This is a genomic window from Kistimonas ophiarachnellae (assembly GCF_057552235.1).
The window spans coordinates 1-21,966 of the sequence record NZ_BAAJPA010000001.1 but is presented as its reverse complement, the minus strand read 5'-3'; the positions used below and the strand labels follow the sequence as shown (position 1 = coordinate 21,966).

Sequence of the window (21,966 nt, the reverse complement as noted above, 5' to 3'; positions counted from 1 at the left end):
AGCCCCATGAACCAAGACTCACTTCAACTGTCCACCGGATAGGCAGCAATCAGGGCAACAGTAAGTAATCGAATCATGGTTCCGGGCATAGCTTCGTCACAAGCACCTTCATCATCAGTCACAACAACCACGCAGACTAACGGCAGCGCTATCACTTCTGCTGATGAGACCGTGACACCCACACTGCCCAGCGTCGCAACATCACACTATTTACCACCGACAAGCGCCAAATCTATAGGCGATTACACCATTACCCATAGCCTGGAAAATACCGGGGGAGAACCAGAAAACATAGACACCGTGGAATCCACGGACACGGCTCTTTCACTACTGGAACAGGCTCCAAAAGCGCCTGCACTTCTGCACGGATGGGAACGATTTAGTACGAATATCCAAAAAATCGGGGATCAATTTCAACGCGCCATCAACACTAGCCCCGACGTTGAGCGCGAAAAATCGCTACAAGATTGGCGTAAGAGGGCCCGGGTACTTTTGTCGATTATGGATACACAACATGAAAAGCAGACAGAGGAGGAGCAGGATCCGCAGGTTAAGGCGTCGAAAACCGAATGCTACCTGGCGATAACCCAATGGCTCAAGTCCTATCTCCTGCTCTGTAACGTCAACCTGCTTGAGCTTGAACCCTACCCGAAATCACCCGCGAAAAACCGTGACGAATACATTAAATGGTGTTTTGCAGTCGCCTCGGCAGCTAACGAGGGAACCCAAACGATTACCAAAAACCCCTCATTCGAATACCAGTGTTATATCAGGGCGCTCAATGCCGGTTGCGAAGAAGCCCGGTTATTTATTATCAGGGACCATTTGCTGGGTGAACTCTATCAGCTACCAAACCCATCGCCTCGTCGATTGCTGCCAAGGGAAGCAGAAAGGCACCTCAAAATAATCGCAAAGAGAATGTCTGAAGGGAAAGCCCCTCCGTCCAGACCCGCCGGGCTGAATGCTGAACACTATCAAGTCATCCTTGATCTGGCACGTCTTATACAAATGGATGGCAGTGAGAAGGACAACGAAAGAGAGAGACTGGCGAGCCAATGGTTGGCCCGCGAGAATGTCGAGATAAAACTACTGGTGCCCATGCTCTACCTTCGGACAACATTTGGTCGTCAGGATCTTGACAGAGTCCGTCAACATCTGGAGACCATTAGTCAGCCATGCAAAAAACCCGCCTTCTGGCCGGTCTACCAATACTGGCAGGCTGAACTTGACCTGGCGTTTGATCCGGTAACAGAGGTAGGCAGGAATCTCATGGAACAACGGACAGCAACACACGATCACCTTCCTGCGGCCATGGAGAGTCTGCTTGACCATTGTCAGTCTCAAAAGAATAGAAATCTTGCCTGTTTTTTATTGGCGCTTGAACGAACAGTGTTTGAAAAACTGACAACAAGCTTGCTGGATCAGATATATGTCACCTATCTGCAAAATGCCAAAAACCTGAAATCCGCAAAGGTCCACAGCATTAAGTTAATAACTTTATTAACCAAAAACACATACAACATTTCATTGGCATACAAATTTTATAAGTTTTGGCAAGGCATAGGTGTTGAAGGATGGCATTTGGAAGCAGGGGATGATGACCAAAGAATATATATAGCACTGGCGCATAACAGAGGTATAGCAGCAGGCGCCATCATAAAGGCTGGAAAAGTTGAGCAGGCTACCGATGTTTTGAGCGTTTTGTGCCATCAATACGAAAATGAAGACCTGCCAGGAGGCGGCGATTCCGTTTCAAACAAATGCCCCACTTCAACAGTAAACATCAATGCAGCGGGTGAAAACAGGTGCATAGTACCGAAATATGTCAATGAGCTTGGAAAGTATTTTCCTTTTGTCAGCGATCCCCAGTTACTGGTTCTCTATCATTTCGGCTGTTTCTTATTGCATGGAGAGGCTGATGACCGTCTGCTGGAGTGTGCCATGGAACAAGATCCATTGGCCGTCCGCTACATGCTTTTAGCATTGAATCACTGCTGTGAAAAGTGGGGCTATAACGCGTTAATTAATAAATTACTGGAGATTACACAGGGTAACGCCAGACTACTGGAACCCTGGCGGCGTGATGCCGGGCTTGGCACTTTTATTGATCGCATGACCGAATCCTTCAGCCTAAAATGGCCGGAAGCCTATTGTCAGTTATTACATTCTGTCTCGACATGGATTGATGATTCCAGCAAATTAATCAAAATTTACCAACAGATAGCAAAGCGGAAAGCGCTTCAGGGTAAAACGTCTGACAGTGAATGGCAGGCTCGAAAGCAGAAATGCCTGCAAAGAACCGGCCAGCCGTTACCTGAAGTGACAGATCAACACAGGGTCTTGCGTTGCAACATGCCGGATTATTATCTGGATATCTATGAGAAAGGTATCAGGTCGAACCATACAATGAATATAAGCTACGAGTTTGAGTCATTGATGACTATTGCAGACCTGCTTGAAAACAACAATGACCCTGCAACCTGGTTTGCCTACTTTTTCAGAATTTCTGTGTATCTTTCGAAAAAATATTTTATGCGTTCCTTTGATTTTCATGATGAAAATTTTAATCATGAAAGCGTCATAGCCGCGGCTACAAGAATCGTTGCTGCTTATGACATTTCAAAACATATACCTGCCAAAATCAGCAGATTGAATCAGTCACTGATGCTTACCATAGCGTCCAGGGTAGAACGTTTCCTGAGGAGTCTGCCTGACAATGAGACTCTGGCGGAGTCCAGGCAACACATAAATGAAAAAATAGAGGCTATACGAAACACGGCAAAGACAGCAATACCCCATCAATTTTCATGCCCGCCGACAGGTATTGCAGAACAGGGTATTGATACTGCAGCATCAACCCTGGCGACAGATGATCAATATCCGAACAACACATACAAAAAATCAGACTTGTTCAAGAATAGTGATTTTATTACTGAGCACTCGCTGGCTCCAAAAATACGGCAGTCCCGATCCTTTCCAGAGACCATGGCATTATTTCAGCAGCTTAACGATTCGGATAACTTCAATTCAGGAAGATTTATCACATTGTTGCTCAATATTGCGGACACTTCACCGGAAAATGAGCATATTACCCATATAATGGAAAGGCTGTGCTTTCTTCTCGACAAATTTGAAATGGATTGCAGGCGGGCCGCAACATGTTATCTCCCATATGTTGCCTCCCTTGACATACTGGACTTCATAATGACATATCGTGAATCTATACCCGAGAAAGAACAGGAACGTTTAAGCGCTGATGTAGAAGTGCTTAAAACAAAACTCTGGATCGTAAACCCCCGCATTGCTGCTGACTCTAGAATACCTGAGGCACTCTTTTATGAAGACAATAAAAAATCAGAAACGATGGTCAAGAACTGCAAACTGGAAACCTCCAATAAAAGTTTTCAGGAAATTCTGAAAGAAACAAAAATTCATACTCTAGCCAATGCAATAGCAATAATGACTTTTGTTCGTTCTTTTCAATATCTTGAGCAACCTGACACAACATTCAATCCTGACGAATTTGACAGTCATGTTGAAATCGCCACATTAATGCATTTATTGATAACCGACCAGTTCTCTGAAAAAGAACTGAAAAAAATATTTAAAAAAAAACCTGACCCAATCATTAAGACAACGTTAATATGGCTTGCTATTGAATCCAGAAAGCTATCTACAGAAAAATTACAGGCAATCATCAACGAGCAATTGGTACAGTCTCCGATAGAATCGGATTTTTTAAGTGGCCTGATAGCCACTGCCCCTGATACGACTGTCAAACTATTTTCCAGACTTCACACACATCTAAAGACGCGTATATCCTCCCACATAAGGTACGCAATGGCCTTGAAGTACTTCTCAATAAACAGGCCTGTTCTAGCTTTCTATTTGCTCGTAGTCGATTCCATGGCATCTACCGATCTCGCAGCCTTGCTGTCCTGGCGCCACCCGGATGACGAACACATCAAGACGGATATTGCTCGTATCAAGGCAGATCTGGCGTTAGAAGCCCGGGAGATTAATATTGAAGCGGCCTGCCGCCTGCTGGATTTTCTGCTGGAGCAAAAGCAGCAAACGCAGGGAGAGGTTGCCCCTGACATCACTGTGTATCAATGTTGCCGGACAATTCATGCACGGGTTTTCACCACCTCCGATGAGAAGATACTCTACCAGGGGTTCACACTCTTTCTCGGTATGGGATGTGAGAAAGACGAGAAGAAAGGAAAAGAGCTTATCAACAGAGCCCTGGCCTCAGACTCCCCGATTCCGGCGCTGCGAACAGCCTGGTACCTGTTGAAGGGATTCATCCCCGAGGAAGTTGTCGATCAGGATTGTCTGAGTCTTTTTGCCGAAAAAATGCTAGATGAACGTTGGCACAATCATCAGCAGGTTTTCTTCACAGAATTCTTGTTAAGTCTGGGGTCAGATGGTCTGAATCAGGTGATTGAGGCGCTTTCTGGCAAGTTTAAGAAGATCCCATTTAGAAATGAGAGTAATAAGTTACTCATCGCTGAACAACTGAAACAGAAACTCACGACCTGGCACAATTATTCCAAGGGAAGCGTCTTGCAGATCCAGTCTGAAGAAGGAAGAGTCACTACTGCTACCAGAACCAGCAGACCACCTCAAGCAGCCGTTAGACCCAAGACAAAGCCTCGAAAGAGCCAACCAGCACACAAAAAGGGAAAAAAGAAAAAGGGAAGAAGTGGAAGAAGTGGAAAAACAGAACAGTCCGCTATTACTGTGCAGCAAACCGAAGGAGCACAGCAGCCCCCTGCTCCAACAGATCCAACACGCACGTCCCTGAAGATATTGGAGGAGCTGGTCGGCAAGAACCAGGGAAATACTGTCAGCGAAACCGACGGTATGGAAATGACCCGTCAACTTGAAACACTTCACCAGCAAAACAGGATCAGAACGCTGGACAAAAACATGCTGTCTCGCTTGGCCGAGATGCTTCCATGGACATCGCCGAGACTGGGCGATGTGCTTGCCGCTCATCTGGAAAACATGACAGATCCGGATGCCAAAATGAAATATGCCAAAGATCGTCTTGAGCTATATGAACGCTACATCACTCAACAGCCAACGGTAACTGACGAGGATACCAGCCAGGCACAAGGCGCCATGGCTATACCACCGGCAACGGTGAACCTGCTCAAGCACCCGATGCCACCTGACATTCAGGCACTGATTCAGAACACGACACAAGATCACCTTGAAACGCTGTTTTCGAAGCACCTGCCGAACATGACAACAGATGAACTAAAAATGGCAATTCAACATTCGCCAGACTTATTTCAGCGTTACCTCATGCAGACCGAAAGACCTGATATCAGGTGTGTGAATAAAATATGGGCGTCGCTCAACCGAGACAGTCAGCCGGATCTGCTCATACGAGCAGGAAAAATAGTGATCGACAACCTTTTCAGCACCGATATGGATAGCGCCCGGAAAGCATTCGAAGACGCGAAACTGACCGATGAGAACAAGGATCAGGTTTTTGAGAAACTGACAACAACATCAAGGAAAGCATTACTCGAGGGGGGAGTACCCAACAGTCTTGTTCGCATTTATAAGAGTCGCTGTAAGCAACTCACCGTTGCCGAGAAACGGGATGAAGAAAAACATTTTTTTAATTTTGCCAGGAATGAGTTGGCCAATAGAGGTTTAAAGAAAAAGTGGACACTATCTAATAAACATTTCAATCTTCTGCTCAATTACGAGATAACCGATGGCACAGCCCAAGAGATAGAAAATAAAGAAACAAAATTTAATGACTTGAAAGACGCAATAAAAAAACAGGCAAAGATAGAAGTCAAGCTTGCAACAAGTCATGCTCAGCAAATCGGATGTATCAGAGCCCGGGCAATATTGGACAAACTCAAGGAGATGGATCCAGAGGAGATGGATTCAGAGGATGAGTAACCTGAAATCACTCAAACGTTCCACCTGGCGAGACAAAGAGTGTCCTGCCGATGAATGGCTGGTTAAGTAGCCAATCCTCTGTTTTCTCAGCTCATCGACCCACACGCTGCGAACTGCTGGCAACAATATATAAGATGACTTTTGCACACTGACTTATCAGGCAATAAACGTCAGCATACGGATTAAAAAAACAGCTATGCCAAGTGTTACCATCGATACATGACCTATCGCTTTGAGCGCTGTCTACGTCAGACAACACACAACAGGATATCAATTTAAATGACAGAAGAACTGTTTCTGGGTATTGATGGCGGCGGCACCTCCTGCCGGGCCCGTCTCTGCGACATTCACGGGCAGGTTCTGGGTGAAGGGCTGACCGGCATTGCCAATCCCCTCTATGGCCTGGATCAGGCCTGTAACAACATTCTGTCGGCTACCCGCCAGGCGCTGCAGCAGGCAGGCCTGCAAGAAAACGACATGCAACGTATTGTGGCCGGTTTCGGTCTGGCCGGCATCAACCGCAGTAATGAATGCCATGCCGTCATGCAGTGGGGGTTTCCCTTTGCATCGATCAGTATGCGCAGTGATGCCTATACCGCCTGCCTCGGCGCGTTTGACGGGGGAAATGGCGCGATACTCATCATGGGAACCGGTTCCTGTGGTTTCTGGATTCGTGATGAGGCATCAGGCAGTGTAGGCGGCTGGGGATTTCCGGTGTCGGATCATGCCAGTGGTGCCCGGCTGGGTCTGGACGCCCTCAGCTATGCCCTGCGAGCCCACGAAGGCATTGTGCCAACGACGCCATTATGTTCAGCGCTGATGGCCCGTTTTGAGCATTCGCCGGAAGCGATCATTGCCTGGCAGACGCATGCCCTGCCCAGAGATTATGGGGCTTTCGCACCGGTTGTCTTTGAATATGCGGATAAGCAGGATTCTCTGGCCATACAGCTGTTACAGGCTGCAGCAGAGGATGCCGCAGCCATAATCCGTACGTTACTCGATAAAGGTATCGGACATTGTGCGCTGGTCGGAGGTATCAGCCGCTTTATACGACCATGGCTACCTGAAACGCTAGCACCTTATCTAGTCGCCCCGAAGGACGATGCCTTATCAGGCGCACTCATAATGGCCCGGGAGAGTCAGAAACACTTCTGATGATGGTCTGACAACAATCAGCAGGCGAGAGTTATACGGAACAGTGCACCGCCCAAGTCTGAGTCATTAATAGTCAGGGTGCCGTCATAATGCTCAATAATATCGAGCACCACTGCCAACCCTAATCCCTGCCCCGGTGTCCGGCTGTCTGCCCGGACACCCCGTTGAAGGATCACATCCCGTCGATCTTCCGGCACACCGGGGCCATCATCTTCGATAATCAGCTCCAGTCGTTTTTCCTCTCCGGACGCCTCACAATTTCTAACCACCCGGGCACTGACCCGGACCTGCTGAAGACTCAGGCGCCAGGCATTTTCCAGCAGGTTGCCAAGAACTTCCATCAGGTCCTGTTCATTCCCGGTAAACAGACAATCCTCGCTGATGTTGACGTCAGCCTGAACTTGCTTGTCCCGATAGACCTTGTCCAGCGTATTCCGGATACGCCCGACAATCTTCGCCACTGACACCTGGTTTCGAACCAGCGACCGCTGTCGTGTCACAGCCCGCTGCAACTGATAACCGACAATCTGGTTCATCCGCTGAACCTGTTCATCAATAGTTTCCTCCAACTCCGCCAGCCCCTGCTGCGTGATCGTTTCACGCTGCATGTGAAGGGTATTACCCGTACTTTGTAAAACGGCCAATGGTGTTTTCAGGCTATGGGCAAGGTCAGCCATAGTGTCACGATAACGCTCTCTCTGGCGCTGTTCATTACGGAGCAGACGGTTCAGTGCGTTGGTAACCCGAGCTATTTCCAGGGGATAGTACCCAGTCAACTGGTCATTCTCACCGGATTCAATATCTTTCAGACGGGCAACCAACTGCTTGATGGGAATCAAACTCCAATACATCGCCAGCCAAAGCACCAGCAACATCAAACCACCACGTACGGCAGACCAGAACAACAGCTCACGCTTGTAGTATCGCAGACTCTGATGATATTCCTGGGCGGGTTTTATGGTGACAAAGATCAGGGGCATGGATTCACTGCCCGTTTCTAATACAAGATCAATGTCGTATACAAAGTAACTGCCACCCTCGCCCTCTATCAGGTCAAAGAAATTTTCATGTTCGTTATATACGGGTTGATAGGGCAAAGGTTCATCCAGCGTGGAACGGGAACGCCACAACAGCTCACCCTTCTTGCTGTAGATCATGCCAAGTACCCGGGATTCAACCTGGTTGAATTTCTCATCCGGCAGTTCCTGCGGCATGATGAGCCGCCCATCCCTGATACGCGCAGCGGTCAACAGTACGTTGGAGTCAGCTGACAGCTGACGCTTAGTGGTATCAAACATGAAGTTTTTGAACGACTCGATATCTGTCACGGCATTGACTGCCCAGACCAGAATCATGGCGACACCGAATGCCAGCAGCACACGGAATTTGAGCGAACGTCCTACGAACATGACAGCTTGAACAGGTACCCCTGCCCCCGAATGGTATCAATCGGACTCTCATCACCTGACCGGGTCAACTTGCGCCGGAGGCGTCCGACCAAAACTTCCAGCACATTGCTGTCCCGATCATCATCCGCATACAACTGCTCCATCAGGGTGGTTTTGGACACCACCTGCTGGCCATGACGCATCAGGTATTCCAGGATTTTGTACTCATAAGCGGTCAGTACCAGTTCAGCGTCACCATTCCAGGCTTTCTTGGCTGACAGATCCAACTGGTAAGGTCCCGCTGTAATCTTGGGATGGCTGAATCCTGATGATCGGCGAATCAATGCATTCAGCCTGGCCTTGAGTTCTTCAAACTGAAAGGGCTTGACGACATAGTCATCACCACCGGCTTCCAGTCCGTTCACTTTATCTTCCCAGTTACCACGCGCAGTGAGGATCAGGATGGGATAGGTACGACCTCGCTGACGCAGGGTTTTGATGAGGTCGATGCCATCCATCCCGGGCAGGCCCAGATCGATAATGGCGACATCAAACGCATATTCATCGCTGAAAAACAGGGCTTCCCGCGCCTCCGGTGCGGCATAGACCCGAAATCCCAGGCTTTCCAGCTGATAACCCAGGTGGTGACGCAGTAAGTCATCATCTTCTACAAGCAATACGTTCATGACTGCGTCCTCAATAAACGACAATGTTTGAATGATACGCCTGTCCTGAAGACAGGTTAAGCGAAGGAAAGACATCGGGCCTGCCCGGCAGGCCCGATCCACATCACGATCAGAAGTGGTAGTTGGCAGAGAGGAACCAGGTATCAGAGCTCTTCAGCTTGGAGGAGCCCAGCTTGCCTGTGTCACGATCCTTGACGTCAACCTTCGCATTGTGACGCATGTAACGATATCCACCCTCTACCGAGAAGTTTGAACTCAGCTTCTGTACGATACCGGCCTGCAGCCCCATGGCATAACCCATGTCACTGTCACGACTCACGCCCTTGGACTCATGTGTCAACTTGGTGATACCGGTTGTCGCACCGGCAAACAATTGGGTGCCCGCAGAACCAATATCAAAGGTCTTGTCCAGAGATACCGTCAAATTCTCCTGCCGAGCCTTGTACTGACGATAGCTGTTGGATGCATTGTCGTACGTTGCATAGAACCGGTAGCCATCGTTCTGCTGACCAACCCGGATACCATACATACCATCATTCTTGATGATATTGTCGAAATTGTTGTTGGTGCCTTTCAAACCCTTGGGGGTCTGCATGTCAGCACTGTGGGAACCGGCTACCAGTCCGACAAAGGTATCAGCCTGTACAGTAGCAACACCCATGGCAGTAACACCGGCAAGCGCAATGGCTGCAATCTTTTTCATGGTCGTTCTCCTCGTCTGTTCTTGAGTGCTGGCTGGCATGGTCAGGGACTGCTGTGCTGATGATGCCGTGTCCAGCGTGGTGCGTTATTACGTCTGAACTCGGGAACAAGAATACGGGAGGGTCACTGAACCTGACCTGAACACAGGGGGCCGATGGCGTAAGGAGTCTGTAAAACCGCGTCATCAGACAGTAAGAGAGAAAGGAAGCAGCAGCGGAGGAAACACGACGGCATTAAAAAGGCTGGAAAACCAGCCTTTGAGAAAATCACTTCATCTGGATGAAATGGTCGCGATAATGGCGCATTTCGGCAATGGATTCACGGATATCATCCAGCGCCCGGTGAGACCCGCTCTTGACCAGGGTGTTGAACACATCAGGACGCCAGCGCCTGGCCAGCTCCTTCACCGTACTGACATCAATATTGCGGTAATGGAAATAATCGTGGAGATCGCGCATGAAGCGATGCATGAAACGACGATCCTGGCCAATACTGTTGCCACACATCGGGCTGACCCGGGGGTCGACATATTGACGGATAAAATCCAGGACCTGCCGTTCCGCGTCCTGCTCGGTGATGGTACTCTTCCTGACCCGGTCGGTCAGGCCGGTCTGGCCATGGGTTTGTGTGCACCAGTCATCCATTGCGTCCAGCACCGCGTCTGGCTGATGCACCGCAATGACCGGACCGACCGCCAGCTCATTGAGATCACTGTCGGTAATGATCGTCGCGATCTCAAGGATGCGATCAGTGTCCGGATCAAGACCGGTCATCTCCAGATCGACCCACACCAGGTTGTCTGCTTGTACCATTAAACTGCCTATCAGGTCTTTAGTTGATTCATAATCGATGGTTCATCATAATCTGCACTTTTGGCACCATGCAAACTACATGTCCCTGTATCTGCCATACTTCCTCAGGCTTCAAGCCTGCCCACCTGAAAATCCGGCATATCTTCTTACAGTCTAAACCATGTCAAAACGAAGACTGAACCGCAGACAAAATTGGCGCATAAAAAAAATCCAGGATGAACGTGCAGAGCGGGCAGCACGCCGGGAGCAACAGAGCCTGGAGCAGTTGAACGCCAGTGATCTCGGACCCGAGACAGAAGGGTTAGTGATTGCACACTACGGCGTACAGCTTGATATAGAGCCTCCCAACGAACCTGGAAACACCTTTCGATGCAACCTGAGAGCAAACCTGCCGGCCCTGGTGACCGGTGATCGGGTAGTCTGGCGGTCTGGCAAGGACAAAACCGGCGTTGTTGTCGCCCATCTACCAAGAACCAGTGAATTGGCGCGTCCCGACCAGCGGGGCCAGCTAAAGCCCGTTGCCGCCAATATTGACTACATTGTGCTGGTGATTGCGCCGGTTCCGGAGCCCCACAGCAATTTAATTGACCGCTACCTGGTGGCAGCAGAGTCTGTGGGTATTGAGCCGGTCATTCTGCTGAATAAGACGGATTTGCTGGATGACACCAACACAACGGCGATAAGGGATGATCTTTTAAAGGTCTATCGCGATATCGGCTATCAGGTGCTTGAGGCGTCCACCGTGACAGACCACGGGCTGGATGCCCTGAAATCGCTGCTGTTAGATCACACCAGCGTTTTTGTAGGTCAGTCCGGCGTAGGGAAATCCTCCCTGGTTAACCTCCTGATGCCCGGCATTAACGCCAAAGTGGGTGAATTGTCCGAAAGTACCGGCAAAGGCACCCACACCACCACCGCGGCCCACCTGTTCCACATGCCTGATGGCGGCATGTTGATCGACTCTCCCGGGATTCGGGAATTTGGCCTCTGGCATATGGAAGCCGATGACGTGATCCATGGTTTCCGGGAATTCCATCCGTTCATTGGTCACTGCAAGTTCCGGGACTGCCGCCATGAGCAGGAACCCGGCTGTGCGATTCACAAAGCCCTGGAAGAAGGACACATCACCCCTCAACGCATGGCGTCCTGGCGACATATTGTGCGATCACTTCAGGAAGGCAACTGACACGTTGCAGAAAATATGAAGGACGGCTGCCAGAAAAAGCATTTCTCTGACTGGCAGCCACGCCATACGGCGTTACAGGGGCGGTTTACAGGGCTTCAAACTCATCGTCCCGCAGTTTCGCCGTGCCATCGGGCTGCATCACCCACACCTCCCGGTGAACCACGCCATTGGCCTTGTTCATCGTCCACCGAGCTTTCAGTACCGCGCTCTGGTCATCCAGCACATCGATCTGCGTATCACTGTAGGTCACGTCCGCAAAACCGTCATCTACCAGTTTCTGCCAGAATGCCTGGATTTCCGCCGTTCCGTTATACGTGCCAAACGGCTTGGCATGCATCACCGCCGATGGCTCATACTGGGCCGCGCAACCGGCCGCGTCACCGCGGTTAAACGCAGCCCGCCACGCATCACTGCCAGCCTTGGTTGCCGCTAAAACTACGTTGCCTTGATCTGTTGTTTCCATTGCTCTTTACCCCATCATTGGTGCGGGGAAGTATAGGTTGCCGCACCGGGGAAATATAGGCAGTCAGGGGTAGCGAACCGCATTCACAGCGTTGAATAGCTCGACAGCAGCTCCCGCCAGCGCCCAGCTCAATTCCCCGCCATGAATCAGGCGTGGCTCGTACCGATCCGTCAAACCACTGCGCAGCGCCTGATAAAAAGTGGGGGATGCATTCAGGACATCGGCATAGAAACCGATAATGACGACCGGTTGTTTCTGATCGCCGACAGGGGCGAGCTCTGAGAGCATCTTGCCGATATCCTGAGCGGTTTCGAAAACGAGCTGCCTCAGGGCAGAGACATCGCTGTCATTCAACTGCCAGAGACCGGGCGCTGTCCCCATTTCTGCCAGTACACCGCCCAGTTCATTCCGATTAGTATCCTGATAACGCTGCCGGAGTTCCGCATCGCTGTAATGGCGCCCCTGTTTATCCCAGAACTGCCGGACTGCTTCAGCCAGGTGTTCCGTCCCCTGCTCACTGAACAGGGTCTGACTCCCTTTTTTACCTAACTGGAAAAAACCACCAGCCGGCGTTTTGGCCGGGTCATCAGCAAAACTCTCACGGACCAGCATCCCGTCATCACGTTTGAAAAAACCGATGGAATAGGTATCCGCATAGACAACCAGATCGGTCGAAGAGCTGGCCGTATGATCACGCACAACCTCCATGGCCTGCAGGATCAGTTTGCTGTCAGTGACCCCGTACATCGCAGCAATCGTACGACCATCACTCTGAAATGCCGTATCGACCGTCTGCTCAAACTGATGCAGTGCCTGCCTGCCAGCAACCGGGTCATAACCTGTTGCCTTGCCATCCACTGCATTCAACCCTGCAAGCGCGTAGAGAAATGACAATGATGTCACCTCCAGCTGGCCTGCCTGCTCAAGTCGTCGTAATTCGGGTAACGCTTTGCGGATCAGGTGGTCTGCCAGCCAGCCCGCATGTTGATCCGTGTCTGCGAAATGGTGAAAAGCAATATTGCCGTAATGGCCTGTATAGTCCGCCACGGTTTTTGAATCCGCAGTTTCCGTCAGCACGACCCGCCCTGTCGCCCGGTCAACCAGCCAGAGATCCCCCCGGGCATTACCGCCCAGAAAAGCAAACAGGTAATCCGCCGCCTGAGCGCCGACAGGAATGACCGTCAGCAAAACGCACATTACGAGTTGTCTTAAACCGGGTATTCTGATCATAGCTGGGTACCTGCTGTTCTCCGGCGCCTTGTGGAGCCTGTTTCATCATCCTTCAGGATGTTTGACCACAGGGGACGGCTAGTGTTCCCCCATCTCCGGGAGCGTGCGCCTGAAACATAGTCCATCCCTTTCCCGGTGCAACCTGTAATATTTGCAGCAGGCCATGGCTGCAGTACAATCAGACGCCGATAATTCGCCGGAAATGACAACGATAATGAGCAGCCAGCCTCGCCTGCCGCCATTGGCGGAACCGGAAGACCTGCAGCCCCTGCTGGGCTCCAGTGACTTACTGATTATTGACCTCTGTAATCGGGCGCTGTATCAGCAGGCTCACGTCCCCGGCGCCATTCATGTACAACCCGGTGAACTGGTTTCCGGCCAACCGCCAGCCACGGGCAAATTGCCAGCGCTGAATCAGCTCGAAGCCCTGTTCAGCCGCATCGGCTACTGTCCTGACCAACATATCGTTGTCTATGATGATGAAGGCGGTGGCTGGGCCGGTCGGTTTATCTGGACACTGGACCTGATCGGCCATAAAAAGTGGTCGTATCTCAACGGCGGCATGCGGGCCTGGCTGGAGGAAGGCTATCCCCTTCAGGCCACACCCAACACGGCGACACCGACCGAAGTCAGCCTGATGCTCGACGAATCCCCAAGGATTAACGCCGAGCAGATCATTGCCACCCTTGGCAATGACAACACGGTAATCTGGGATGCCCGGTCTGCCGCGGAATACAGCGGCGAGCGAACCTTTGCCATGCGGGGCGGTCATATACCCGGAGCCATTAATTTTGAGTGGACCCAGGCAATGGATCCAGCACGCAACTTCCGGCTCAGGACAGACCTGAGCACCGTTCTGGAACAGCTGGGTATCGGCCCGGATCAGCAAGTCATCACCCATTGCCAGAGCCACCACCGGTCGGGTTTTACCTACCTGATTGCCAGGATACTGGGGTATCCGTCCATCAGGGCGTATGACGGCTCCTGGTCAGAATGGGGCAACAGAACCGATACCCCGGTTGAAACCGCTTGAAGTACAATCGCCACGAGCCGCTGCAAGCATCATGACAAACAACGCCGACAAGGCCTACGGATGACAGAGACCGCCGTGACAGACAACAGTAGTAACAACAGCCCTTTACCCGACCGCCTGTTTGCAGCGGTCCAGACTATTCTGCCTCACCACCTGATTTCCAGAGCGACTCACTGCCTGGCTGAGTGCCAGGTTCCCTGGTTCAAGAATGCCTTCATCCAGTGGTTCATCCGCCAGTACGACGTGAATATGAGTGAAGCGCAGGAGGAAAACCCGAAAGCTTACCCCCATTTCAACGATTTCTTCACCCGGCCGCTCAAGCATGGTGCCCGTCCCATGCCCGCTGACAGTCATGCGATCATATCGCCGGCAGACGGCGCCATCAGCCAGCTGGGAGACATTCGCTATGGTCGCCTGTACCAGGCCAAGGGCCATGATTTCAGTTTGACCGAACTGCTTGGCGGCGACAGTGCACTGGCGACAGAATTCACCGAGGGCAAGTTTGCGACCGTGTACCTGTCCCCCAAGGATTACCATCGGGTGCATATGCCTGCCGGTGGCACCCTGCGTCGGATGATTCATGTGCCTGGGCGTCTGTTCTCCGTTAACCAGGCAACGACCGAAAACCTGCCCCGGTTATTTGCCCGGAATGAGCGGGTGGTCTGCATTTTTGATACAGACAAGGGGCCCATGGCGGTGATCCTGGTAGGCGCCATGATTGTCGCCAGCATTGAGACGGTCTGGTCCGGTGTCGTAACACCACCGCGCAGAATTCTGAAAACCTTCGACTATACCGAAGCCGCTCGACAGGCCATCCACCTCAACCGGGGGGATGAGATGGGCCGCTTCAAGCTGGGTTCCACAGCCATTGTCCTGTTCGGCAAGGGGCAGATGAGCTGGCTGGATGACATGAAAGCCGGCGATGTCGTGCGCATGGGTCAGGCGATCGGCAACATCAACTAACCCAAGTAGAACATCATACTGAAAGTCAATATCCGGTTTTCTTCACAGGTCGTGAAGAAAACCGGATATTGATAGGAAATAAAAACCCGTTAATAGCCGCCTGAACGCCAAAAAAACTTCAATACAGCACTAAAATTCAATATTTTTTATTACATTTTTTAATTTAATTACAGAAACAAACACATACTCATTTTGTCTTACATACATACACTTATTTTAGACATTCCCGAAAAACCATGAACCCAGCCCAACCACCACGTATTCAACAAACAGGACAACCCATTCATTCACAGACAAAAGAACAAGGAACAGATGTAGATTACAGTGAAGAAAAATCTTTTACAGGATGGATAAAAAAAACAATTTCATTCTTATTTAACATATTTTGCTGTTGCTGTGCTTCAACAAAAATCAGCGATAGACAGGTCAATGAAACAAGAATATCCAGCCAAACTCATGCTGCAAGCGCTCGCACTTCTCATAGAGAAGTGTCCACAGCAAGTCAGCATTCTAGCAACAGTACACCTGATGACTTACAAAGTTTGGATGCTAAAATCAGCATCAGCACACTACCCCCGCCATCAGAAACGAATGTAATTCCAGTAGTAAGAGAAATCATCACGCTATTGGAATTTGCAGAATATAACTCAGAAACTGGCATTGAAACTAAAGCCTATGAATTGTACACAACACCAGACAATGAGTTAGCTCAACATTTCGAGACAGTTAACACCAGGAAATATAAAAAACTTTACATTAAAGCGATATTAAAAATAAAAAAGGGAGAGAAAGCAAGTGATGTAATTGCATGGCTTCATAACAAAATAAATAAAGACACATGGCTTAGAGAATTTGACCATATTGATAAAAGAGAAATAGATATATATTCCCCAAAATATACAACCTTGGCAGTTGGCTCACAATTTAATGATCCTTCAGGAATAAAGTTTGATCGGGAGCAAACTCTCTTTGCCGATTTTTATAATGCAGACCTCCAAGGAAGCATACATCAAACCATAGATGAATTGACAGGCTCACAAGAAAGATTCAGTAAAATATGTATAACACTACTTCCAGGCTTTCCTTTCAGTGATCCTAAAAAAAACGTCATACTATTCACTAAAATATTTAACTTATTACGCCCGGGGGGGGTTCTGACAATATTCTTCGGTGTGGCTGAGAAGGGACAATCTTATTCAAATAAAGATTTTGTTAATCATGTGCTCATACCTTCAGGGTTTCAGGTATCGGACGCTGTTAATGCACCAGCTGAAACTATCGCTACTCCATTAAGCAACATCCAATATTCCAACCAATTAGAACAGATATGGCGTGAGCAAAAAGCACTATCCCAACCGTTAAATGATCAGTGTATCGGTGTCTCTCTAATCGTAAAAAAACCGTACATCATTAACCCGTAGTTAATAACGATTGCTATCACACAGCCTATAATAATTTTTCTTTTTAATCGCTATAAAAAATATCATCCAATACGGTCGTACCATACGCCTATACTGTATTCCGCGCTGATGTCATCAGGAAGTACAGCCATGTCCCTGGTCATCAAGACCGAATGCAATGAGATCGATTGGTACCAGGCCGCAGAGATTTACGACCAGGTTCGGATGGGAAAACGGTCTCCTGATTTGCTGGAGCGAGCGTTTCAGCAAAGTCTCGTCACCTCCCTGCTCTTCCTGGATGACCAGCTCATCGCGCTGGGACGTGCCATTTCCGACGGTATTTACCAGGCAGCTCTCTGCGACATCGCGGTACGACCTGAGCGGCAGCGTCAGGGTTATGGCAAGCGCATCGTTAACAGCCTGATGGAACAGTTGGATGTGGATAACATCATTCTGTTCACCTCACCCGGGCAGATGGGGTTCTACCAGCAATTTGGCTTCCATCCCCTGAAAGCCGGCATGGGCTGGTTTCGCCATCCGGAAGAGCGTCGCCAGGGCAAGGTGATCGACTAAATCCCATACTTACTAGCAGGAATAATCGCCTTCCAGCTCCCTCGCCAGTTTCTGCAGGAACTGATTCAGATACTCGGTATTGTGCCTTGCCAGTTTCCGACCGGCTTCCGTTTTCATCGTGTCAGCCAGACGCAACAGTTTCAGGGGAAAGTGATCAATACCAAAGTTACGGTCATCCAGCTCGCGATTATTCGCCCAGGGATCTTCCGGGTTAAAGATATGACGACCGAGTTTGCCGGAAGTATAAAACACCCGTGCCAATCCTATGGCACCCAGAGATTCCATCCGGTCGGCATCCTGAACCACTTCCGCCTCCGGCGTTTCCGTTGGAATATTGGCCGAAAAACTATGCGCCTCCACCGCATGCGCCACAGCGGGTATCAGCGACGCAGGAAACGCCAGTTCCTGTAGAATTTCACAGGTTCTTTCCGCAGCCAGCCTGGAAGATGCTGAGCGCTGGGGATGGTCCTTGGGCAGGGAAACAATATCGTGAAAATAACAGGCCGCCAGAACGACCAGACGATCCATCTGGCGTTCATCCTCCGCCATGATCAGTTGGGCAGTTTTCCAAACCCGCTGAAAGTGGGAGAGATCGTGGGAGTGGTCATCGGTTTCATGATGGCGCAGGTAATCCACAAAACGGGATTCCCAAAGCGCCAGTTGTTCATCATCAGTGTAAGCAGCCATCAGGAACTCAATCAGGGTTTAAAACGGCGGCAGTTTACCAAATTACTGCGTTTTATGCCGGGAGCGTCCTGACAGGAACTCAGCCAACATGACCCAGTCAGCCATGAAACTGTACAGCGGATAGCGGAAGGTAGCCGGCCGATTCTTCTCAAACACAAAGTGCCCAACCCAGGCAAACCCGTAGCCCACAACCGGCAGGGCCAGCAGCCATACAAGTTCGCCTGAAACCAGGGAATAGCCTAGCAATGCCAGTACCAGAAGACTGCCCACATAGTGCAATCCGCGGCAGACGGGGTGACTGTGTTCGTTCAAATAGTAAGGATAAAACTCGCGAAATGTGTGGATGGATTCCTCAGCCATAACCGGTTCTCCGTGTTCTTGTTATTAAGGGTATTGTTATGGGGAAACACGCGGCACCGCAGGCGCCGTGCGCGCTGACGGATTGAGACTATACTCTGGTGGCGCTGTCGTCCAGACCTGATATTCCATGGCAAAAAAACTGCGGTAAGAACACCTTTGCAACGATTCAGAATCTTGTTTTCCCTGTTGCTATCACTGGGAATAGCCCTTTTGTCGTCTGGATACGGACATGCGGCAGACAAACCTGTTCACCTGCGGCTGGGCACCTTGAGCCTGCAATCCGGCAGTGTATTCCAGCTTGCAAAGGATTTTGGTTATTTCGATGAAGCAGGATTCACTACCGAATTTCTGATCTTTCCTTCGGCCCAGAAAATTGCCCTTGCTGTCGCCTCAAACGATGTGGATATCGGGCTGACAGGCATCACAGCAGCCGTCTTCAACCTGGCCGGGCACGGCAAGCTCAAACTGATAGCCGGGAATTTCCGGGAAGAACCCGGTTGGGAAGGCTCAGCCATCGTCGTTTCCAACAAAGCCTGGAGCGAAGGGCTACGCCACCCCAGGCAACTGGCGGGCCATAGTCTGGCTGTCACCGACATCGGTTCTACCCTGCATTACACAGAGGGTCGAATTTCCGAAAAATATGCCTTTCCTTCTGGCAGCATCAAGCCAATACCCCTGCACAGTTTTCCTGAAATATTGACGGCACTGGCCACAGACCGGGTGGACAGCTCAATCGTTCCCGGCATGCTGGCACACGGCATGGAAAAGAAAAACAACGGACACATCATCGGCTGGGTAAGCGAAGAATCCCCCTGGCAAGTTACCGGGCTTCTGGTGTCATCGCGCCTGCTTGCCAAGGATCGCGAGACTGTTGAGAAATTTCTTCGCGCCTTTCGAAAAGGCAGCCGTCTTTACAATGAAAACTTCAACCAGGTATCACCAGAGGCGAACCTCAAGAATCTGGCCGACGGAAAGCGACCTCTACGCCAGGTGACCGAAAGCATGCAGCGCTTCATCGCTCCGGTAATGACGGCAGAACAACTGGTGCGTTATCCCCTCTATATGGATAGCGATGCCAGGCTGGACTTAAAAAGTATCGATAAACAACTGAACTGGTATCAGGAACAGGGAATGGTCAACCGCCAGGTCACACTGGATCAGGTGATTGATAAACCATTGGTTTCTGCCTTCACCACACCATGAATAAACCGACTAACATTGCACTGGATGTCCAGAAGCTGAGCTTTTCCTACGGTAACCGTTTGGTGCTGGATAATCTCAACATCGGTTTTCCCGAGGGAAAAACAACCGCCATACTGGGACCTTCCGGCAGCGGCAAAAGCACACTACTGAAATTAATCGCAGGCCTGATCCAGCCAGATACTGGTAGCATTAACCCTGTCCCTCATACATTGGTTACGGGCTATGTATTTCAGGACTTCTGCCTCCTGCCATGGCTAACGGTGCAAGACAATATTGCGCTGGTTCTGCGTCCACACAGGCTATCCTCCGGCGCCATTACAGAACGTATTCAAGAAGTCTTAACGCTGACTGGTCTGCTGCCTTTTGCTGATGCATTTCCTTATCAGCTATCGGGTGGCATGCAACAGCGCGCAGGTCTGGCCCGGGCCATGGCCATTCATCCGTCTCTTCTGTTGCTGGATGAACCCTTCTCGGCTATCGACGGCCAAACACGCGAGTTATTAATTGGGGAATATCAAAGACTCTGCGAACAATGGCCAATAACGCGCATCCTGATCACCCATCAACTGGACGATGCCTTTGATCTGGCAGACCAGCTGTTGCTGCTAAGTTCACGGCCTGCGCGGGTTCTCCATTGCATGGATTTGCCAAATTCGATCTCGCCCACACAACGGGACAGATTGAGAACCAACATCTGGCAGCATCTGCAAAAAGAAGTACAGGCCAGTGATCAACAGATAGTGAGGTCACTCATTGATTGAGAATAGAAACCGAGGATGGCTGATCTCACTACTAAGCCTGTTTGTTGGCTTATCAGTATGGCAGTGCGTCAGTATCCTCGGGGAAGGAAGCTTAATCCCGTCTCCTTTGCAAATACTGGCAACATTTTATGACTTATTGCTCTCCGGTGAGTTGGGACGCCACACCATTGCTTCACTGGGCAGATTGCTACCGGGTTGGTTATTGGGCATAGGTATTGGTGCAACACTGGGCATATTGCTGGCTGTATCACGCCGACTCTTTTATATATTCATACCCTGGTTGGCGTTGATTTTTCCAATACCCAAAATCGCACTTTTCCCACTGTTTATCATTTTGTTTGGTATTGGAGACAGCTCACGCATCATTACCATCATGGCAGGCGTACTTTTCCCAACCCTGTTCTGTGTATATCAAGGCGTTAAAGCCGTTCCCGGTAATCTTGTGGATATGGGCTGGAGTTTCCAGCTTTCAAAGAAAACGATTATTCGACATATCATTCTGCCAGGTGCCTATCCCGGCTTATTTCTTGCCTTTCGACTGACAACCCCTATCGCGCTGATCGTCCTCGTCGCTGCGGAAATGCTAGGCGCACAGGAAGGCATTGGCTCATTGATCCTGGCCGCCGGTGGTATGGCACAAATGGATATTCTATTTGCAGGGGTATTGGTACTCAGCCTGATTGGACTAAGCGTGATGGTATTCTGGAACTGGCTGGAATCACGGGTAATACACTGGCAATCCAATGTCAGCCTGTTCCGGTAATCATCAGTTTCTATTAGTGTGGCAATAAGGCCTGAGGCTTGGAGTTCTACAGCTATCTGAAAGAGGTTTTAACCCGCCTGCCTGCGGCAGAAACTGTTGAGGATATCGACCATTACCTGCCTTGGAATATCCAGCCTGCAAAGTCAATATGAGGGGAAATGACCGCTTACCACATAAGCATGTTCGTTCTGATGTTTCAAATTTGAATCGACCGGTCTTTGCGCTCGCCTGTCAATGGTGTCAGAGAATTCGTCTCTACAGAGGCTGAGGAATAGTGGTAATACCAATCGTTCTTTCAAAATCCTGGTATTTGCTCAGTGTTACTGGGGAGCTGGGATATTTGACGTAGTTAGAAAGTACGATTGGTATGATCAGTTAGAGTTATACATTCAGGCCACTTCACGATAGGCAGCCTTTAAATTTGTCCAAACAGTAATCGCACCAAAAGTGTGAGGGGAGTCAGATAGCAAAAAACCCCGTAGCAAATGCTACGGGGTTTCTGATTTAAGCGCTTGACGGTGACCTACTCTCACATGGGGAGACCCCACACTACCATCGGCGATAAAGCGTTTCACTTCCGAGTTCGGGATGGAATCGGGTGGTTCCACTTCTCTATTGCCGTCAAGCAATTCTGTGGCAAACCGTCATCTGGACGTTTTGCGAAATTCAAAGC

At 50.0% G+C, this 21,966-nt stretch carries 19 protein-coding genes and 1 rRNA gene; 11 read left to right on the top strand and 9 right to left on the bottom strand.

What is annotated here, in order from left to right; all coding sequences use genetic code 11:
* The first annotated feature begins 75 nt into the window (after positions 1 to 75).
* Together AC27K1_RS00100 and AC27K1_RS00095 are read left to right on the top strand one after the other, a co-directional pair.
* Complete coding sequence (locus tag AC27K1_RS00100; RefSeq protein ID WP_487147370.1) at positions 76 to 5,928, top strand: hypothetical protein; 5,853 nt, start codon at positions 76 to 78, stop codon at positions 5,926 to 5,928.
* Positions 5,929 to 6,207: 279 nt separating this feature from the next.
* Entirely contained in the window at positions 6,208 to 7,083 is an 876-nt protein-coding gene (locus AC27K1_RS00095; protein WP_487147369.1) for a glucosamine kinase nucleotide-binding domain-containing protein, read from the top strand.
* Positions 7,084 to 7,100: 17 nt separating this feature from the next.
* On the opposite strand, the gene AC27K1_RS00090 is transcribed toward AC27K1_RS00095, so the two are convergent.
* From AC27K1_RS00090 to orn, 4 genes are all read right to left on the bottom strand, one after another.
* Positions 7,101 to 8,492, bottom strand: coding sequence for an ATP-binding protein (locus AC27K1_RS00090; RefSeq protein ID WP_487147367.1), 1,392 nt, complete (start codon positions 8,490 to 8,492; stop codon positions 7,101 to 7,103).
* Positions 8,483 to 9,157, bottom strand: coding sequence for a response regulator (locus tag AC27K1_RS00085; RefSeq protein WP_487147365.1), 675 nt, complete (start codon positions 9,155 to 9,157; stop codon positions 8,483 to 8,485). Before AC27K1_RS00085 ends, AC27K1_RS00090 begins: the two co-directional genes overlap by 10 nt.
* Positions 9,158 to 9,266: 109 nt before the next feature.
* Positions 9,267 to 9,860 carry a hypothetical protein gene (locus AC27K1_RS00080; protein WP_487147364.1) on the bottom strand — a complete coding sequence of 198 codons (594 nt, stop codon included), beginning with the start codon at positions 9,858 to 9,860 and terminating at the stop codon, positions 9,267 to 9,269.
* Positions 9,861 to 10,125: 265 nt separating this feature from the next.
* On the bottom strand, positions 10,126 to 10,671 hold the full coding sequence (gene orn, locus AC27K1_RS00075; protein ID WP_487147362.1) for an oligoribonuclease: 546 nt from the start codon (positions 10,669 to 10,671) through the stop codon (positions 10,126 to 10,128).
* Positions 10,672 to 10,831: 160 nt separating this feature from the next.
* Between orn and rsgA the strand changes: the two genes are divergently transcribed.
* Complete coding sequence (gene rsgA / locus AC27K1_RS00070; protein WP_487147360.1) at positions 10,832 to 11,857, top strand: small ribosomal subunit biogenesis GTPase RsgA; 1,026 nt, start codon at positions 10,832 to 10,834, stop codon at positions 11,855 to 11,857.
* Positions 11,858 to 11,942: 85 nt separating this feature from the next.
* On the opposite strand, the gene AC27K1_RS00065 is transcribed toward rsgA, so the two are convergent.
* Together AC27K1_RS00065 and AC27K1_RS00060 are read right to left on the bottom strand one after the other, a co-directional pair.
* Positions 11,943 to 12,320 carry a YybH family protein gene (locus AC27K1_RS00065; protein ID WP_487147359.1) on the bottom strand — a complete coding sequence of 126 codons (378 nt, stop codon included), beginning with the start codon at positions 12,318 to 12,320 and terminating at the stop codon, positions 11,943 to 11,945.
* A gap of 63 nt (positions 12,321 to 12,383) precedes the next feature.
* On the bottom strand, positions 12,384 to 13,550 hold the full coding sequence (locus AC27K1_RS00060) for a hypothetical protein (RefSeq protein WP_487147358.1): 1,167 nt from the start codon (positions 13,548 to 13,550) through the stop codon (positions 12,384 to 12,386).
* A 163-nt stretch (positions 13,551 to 13,713) separates the two neighbouring features.
* Between AC27K1_RS00060 and AC27K1_RS00055 the strand changes: the two genes are divergently transcribed.
* The 4 genes from AC27K1_RS00055 to AC27K1_RS00040 all read left to right on the top strand — a co-directional run bounded on the left by AC27K1_RS00055 (position 13,714) and on the right by AC27K1_RS00040 (position 17,519).
* On the top strand, positions 13,714 to 14,583 hold the full coding sequence (locus AC27K1_RS00055; protein ID WP_487147356.1) for a sulfurtransferase: 870 nt from the start codon (positions 13,714 to 13,716) through the stop codon (positions 14,581 to 14,583).
* A gap of 60 nt (positions 14,584 to 14,643) precedes the next feature.
* Positions 14,644 to 15,546, top strand: coding sequence for an archaetidylserine decarboxylase (gene asd / locus AC27K1_RS00050; RefSeq protein ID WP_487147354.1), 903 nt, complete (start codon positions 14,644 to 14,646; stop codon positions 15,544 to 15,546).
* A 236-nt stretch (positions 15,547 to 15,782) separates the two neighbouring features.
* Positions 15,783 to 16,967, top strand: coding sequence for a hypothetical protein (locus AC27K1_RS00045; protein ID WP_487147353.1), 1,185 nt, complete (start codon positions 15,783 to 15,785; stop codon positions 16,965 to 16,967).
* A 129-nt stretch (positions 16,968 to 17,096) separates the two neighbouring features.
* Positions 17,097 to 17,519 (top strand): GNAT family N-acetyltransferase, encoded by a 423-nt coding sequence (locus AC27K1_RS00040; RefSeq protein ID WP_487147352.1) that lies wholly within the window; start codon positions 17,097 to 17,099, stop codon positions 17,517 to 17,519.
* Positions 17,520 to 17,531: 12 nt separating this feature from the next.
* On the opposite strand, the gene AC27K1_RS00035 is transcribed toward AC27K1_RS00040, so the two are convergent.
* Entirely contained in the window at positions 17,532 to 18,206 is a 675-nt protein-coding gene (locus AC27K1_RS00035; RefSeq protein WP_487147351.1) for a phosphohydrolase, read from the bottom strand.
* Positions 18,207 to 18,248: 42 nt separating this feature from the next.
* Positions 18,249 to 18,566: an Mpo1-like protein gene (locus tag AC27K1_RS00030; protein ID WP_487147350.1), complete on the bottom strand. Its 318-nt coding sequence runs from the start codon at positions 18,564 to 18,566 to the stop codon at positions 18,249 to 18,251.
* Between the two features lie 210 nt (positions 18,567 to 18,776).
* On the opposite strand from AC27K1_RS00030, the gene AC27K1_RS00025 reads away from it, so the two are divergent.
* The 4 genes from AC27K1_RS00025 to AC27K1_RS00010 are packed head-to-tail and all read left to right on the top strand — an operon-like array spanning position 18,777 to position 21,445.
* The gene (locus tag AC27K1_RS00025; RefSeq protein ID WP_487147349.1) at positions 18,777 to 19,769 is read left to right on the top strand and encodes an ABC transporter substrate-binding protein; all 993 of its coding nucleotides are present in this window, start codon (positions 18,777 to 18,779) and stop codon (positions 19,767 to 19,769) included.
* On the top strand, positions 19,766 to 20,530 hold the full coding sequence (locus AC27K1_RS00020) for an ABC transporter ATP-binding protein (protein WP_487147347.1): 765 nt from the start codon (positions 19,766 to 19,768) through the stop codon (positions 20,528 to 20,530). Before AC27K1_RS00025 ends, AC27K1_RS00020 begins: the two co-directional genes overlap by 4 nt.
* On the top strand, positions 20,523 to 21,293 hold the full coding sequence (locus AC27K1_RS00015; protein WP_487147346.1) for an ABC transporter permease: 771 nt from the start codon (positions 20,523 to 20,525) through the stop codon (positions 21,291 to 21,293). The genes AC27K1_RS00020 and AC27K1_RS00015 overlap by 8 nt, the downstream gene beginning before the upstream one ends.
* A 38-nt stretch (positions 21,294 to 21,331) precedes the next feature.
* Positions 21,332 to 21,445: a transposase domain-containing protein gene (locus AC27K1_RS00010; protein ID WP_487147344.1), complete on the top strand. Its 114-nt coding sequence runs from the start codon at positions 21,332 to 21,334 to the stop codon at positions 21,443 to 21,445.
* A gap of 358 nt (positions 21,446 to 21,803) precedes the next feature.
* Here the strand turns inward: AC27K1_RS00010 and rrf are convergent.
* Positions 21,804 to 21,919, bottom strand: a 5S ribosomal RNA gene (gene rrf / locus AC27K1_RS00005).
* Between the last annotated feature and the right edge of the window lie 47 nt (positions 21,920 to 21,966).

What these genes read in the sequence shown, in the direction of transcription:
- AC27K1_RS00065 (WP_487147359.1), bottom strand. Translation starts at nt 12,320, where the DNA reads ATGGAAACAACAGATCAAGGCAACGTAGTTTTAGCGGCAACCAAGGCT.
- asd (WP_487147354.1), top strand. Translation starts at nt 14,644, where the DNA reads ATGACAGAGACCGCCGTGACAGACAACAGTAGTAACAACAGCCCTTTA.
- AC27K1_RS00055 (WP_487147356.1), top strand. Translation starts at nt 13,714, where the DNA reads ATGGCTGCAGTACAATCAGACGCCGATAATTCGCCGGAAATGACAACG.
- AC27K1_RS00085 (WP_487147365.1), bottom strand. Translation starts at nt 9,157, where the DNA reads ATGAACGTATTGCTTGTAGAAGATGATGACTTACTGCGTCACCACCTG.
- AC27K1_RS00100 (WP_487147370.1), top strand. Translation starts at nt 76, where the DNA reads ATGGTTCCGGGCATAGCTTCGTCACAAGCACCTTCATCATCAGTCACA.
- orn (WP_487147362.1), bottom strand. Translation starts at nt 10,671, where the DNA reads ATGGTACAAGCAGACAACCTGGTGTGGGTCGATCTGGAGATGACCGGT.
- rsgA (WP_487147360.1), top strand. Translation starts at nt 10,832, where the DNA reads ATGTCAAAACGAAGACTGAACCGCAGACAAAATTGGCGCATAAAAAAA.
- AC27K1_RS00045 (WP_487147353.1), top strand. Translation starts at nt 15,783, where the DNA reads ATGAACCCAGCCCAACCACCACGTATTCAACAAACAGGACAACCCATT.
- AC27K1_RS00080 (WP_487147364.1), bottom strand. Translation starts at nt 9,860, where the DNA reads ATGAAAAAGATTGCAGCCATTGCGCTTGCCGGTGTTACTGCCATGGGT.
- AC27K1_RS00060 (WP_487147358.1), bottom strand. Translation starts at nt 13,550, where the DNA reads ATGATCAGAATACCCGGTTTAAGACAACTCGTAATGTGCGTTTTGCTG.
- AC27K1_RS00090 (WP_487147367.1), bottom strand. Translation starts at nt 8,492, where the DNA reads ATGTTCGTAGGACGTTCGCTCAAATTCCGTGTGCTGCTGGCATTCGGT.
- AC27K1_RS00035 (WP_487147351.1), bottom strand. Translation starts at nt 18,206, where the DNA reads ATGGCTGCTTACACTGATGATGAACAACTGGCGCTTTGGGAATCCCGT.
- AC27K1_RS00030 (WP_487147350.1), bottom strand. Translation starts at nt 18,566, where the DNA reads ATGGCTGAGGAATCCATCCACACATTTCGCGAGTTTTATCCTTACTAT.
- AC27K1_RS00020 (WP_487147347.1), top strand. Translation starts at nt 19,766, where the DNA reads ATGAATAAACCGACTAACATTGCACTGGATGTCCAGAAGCTGAGCTTT.
- AC27K1_RS00040 (WP_487147352.1), top strand. Translation starts at nt 17,097, where the DNA reads ATGTCCCTGGTCATCAAGACCGAATGCAATGAGATCGATTGGTACCAG.
- AC27K1_RS00095 (WP_487147369.1), top strand. Translation starts at nt 6,208, where the DNA reads ATGACAGAAGAACTGTTTCTGGGTATTGATGGCGGCGGCACCTCCTGC.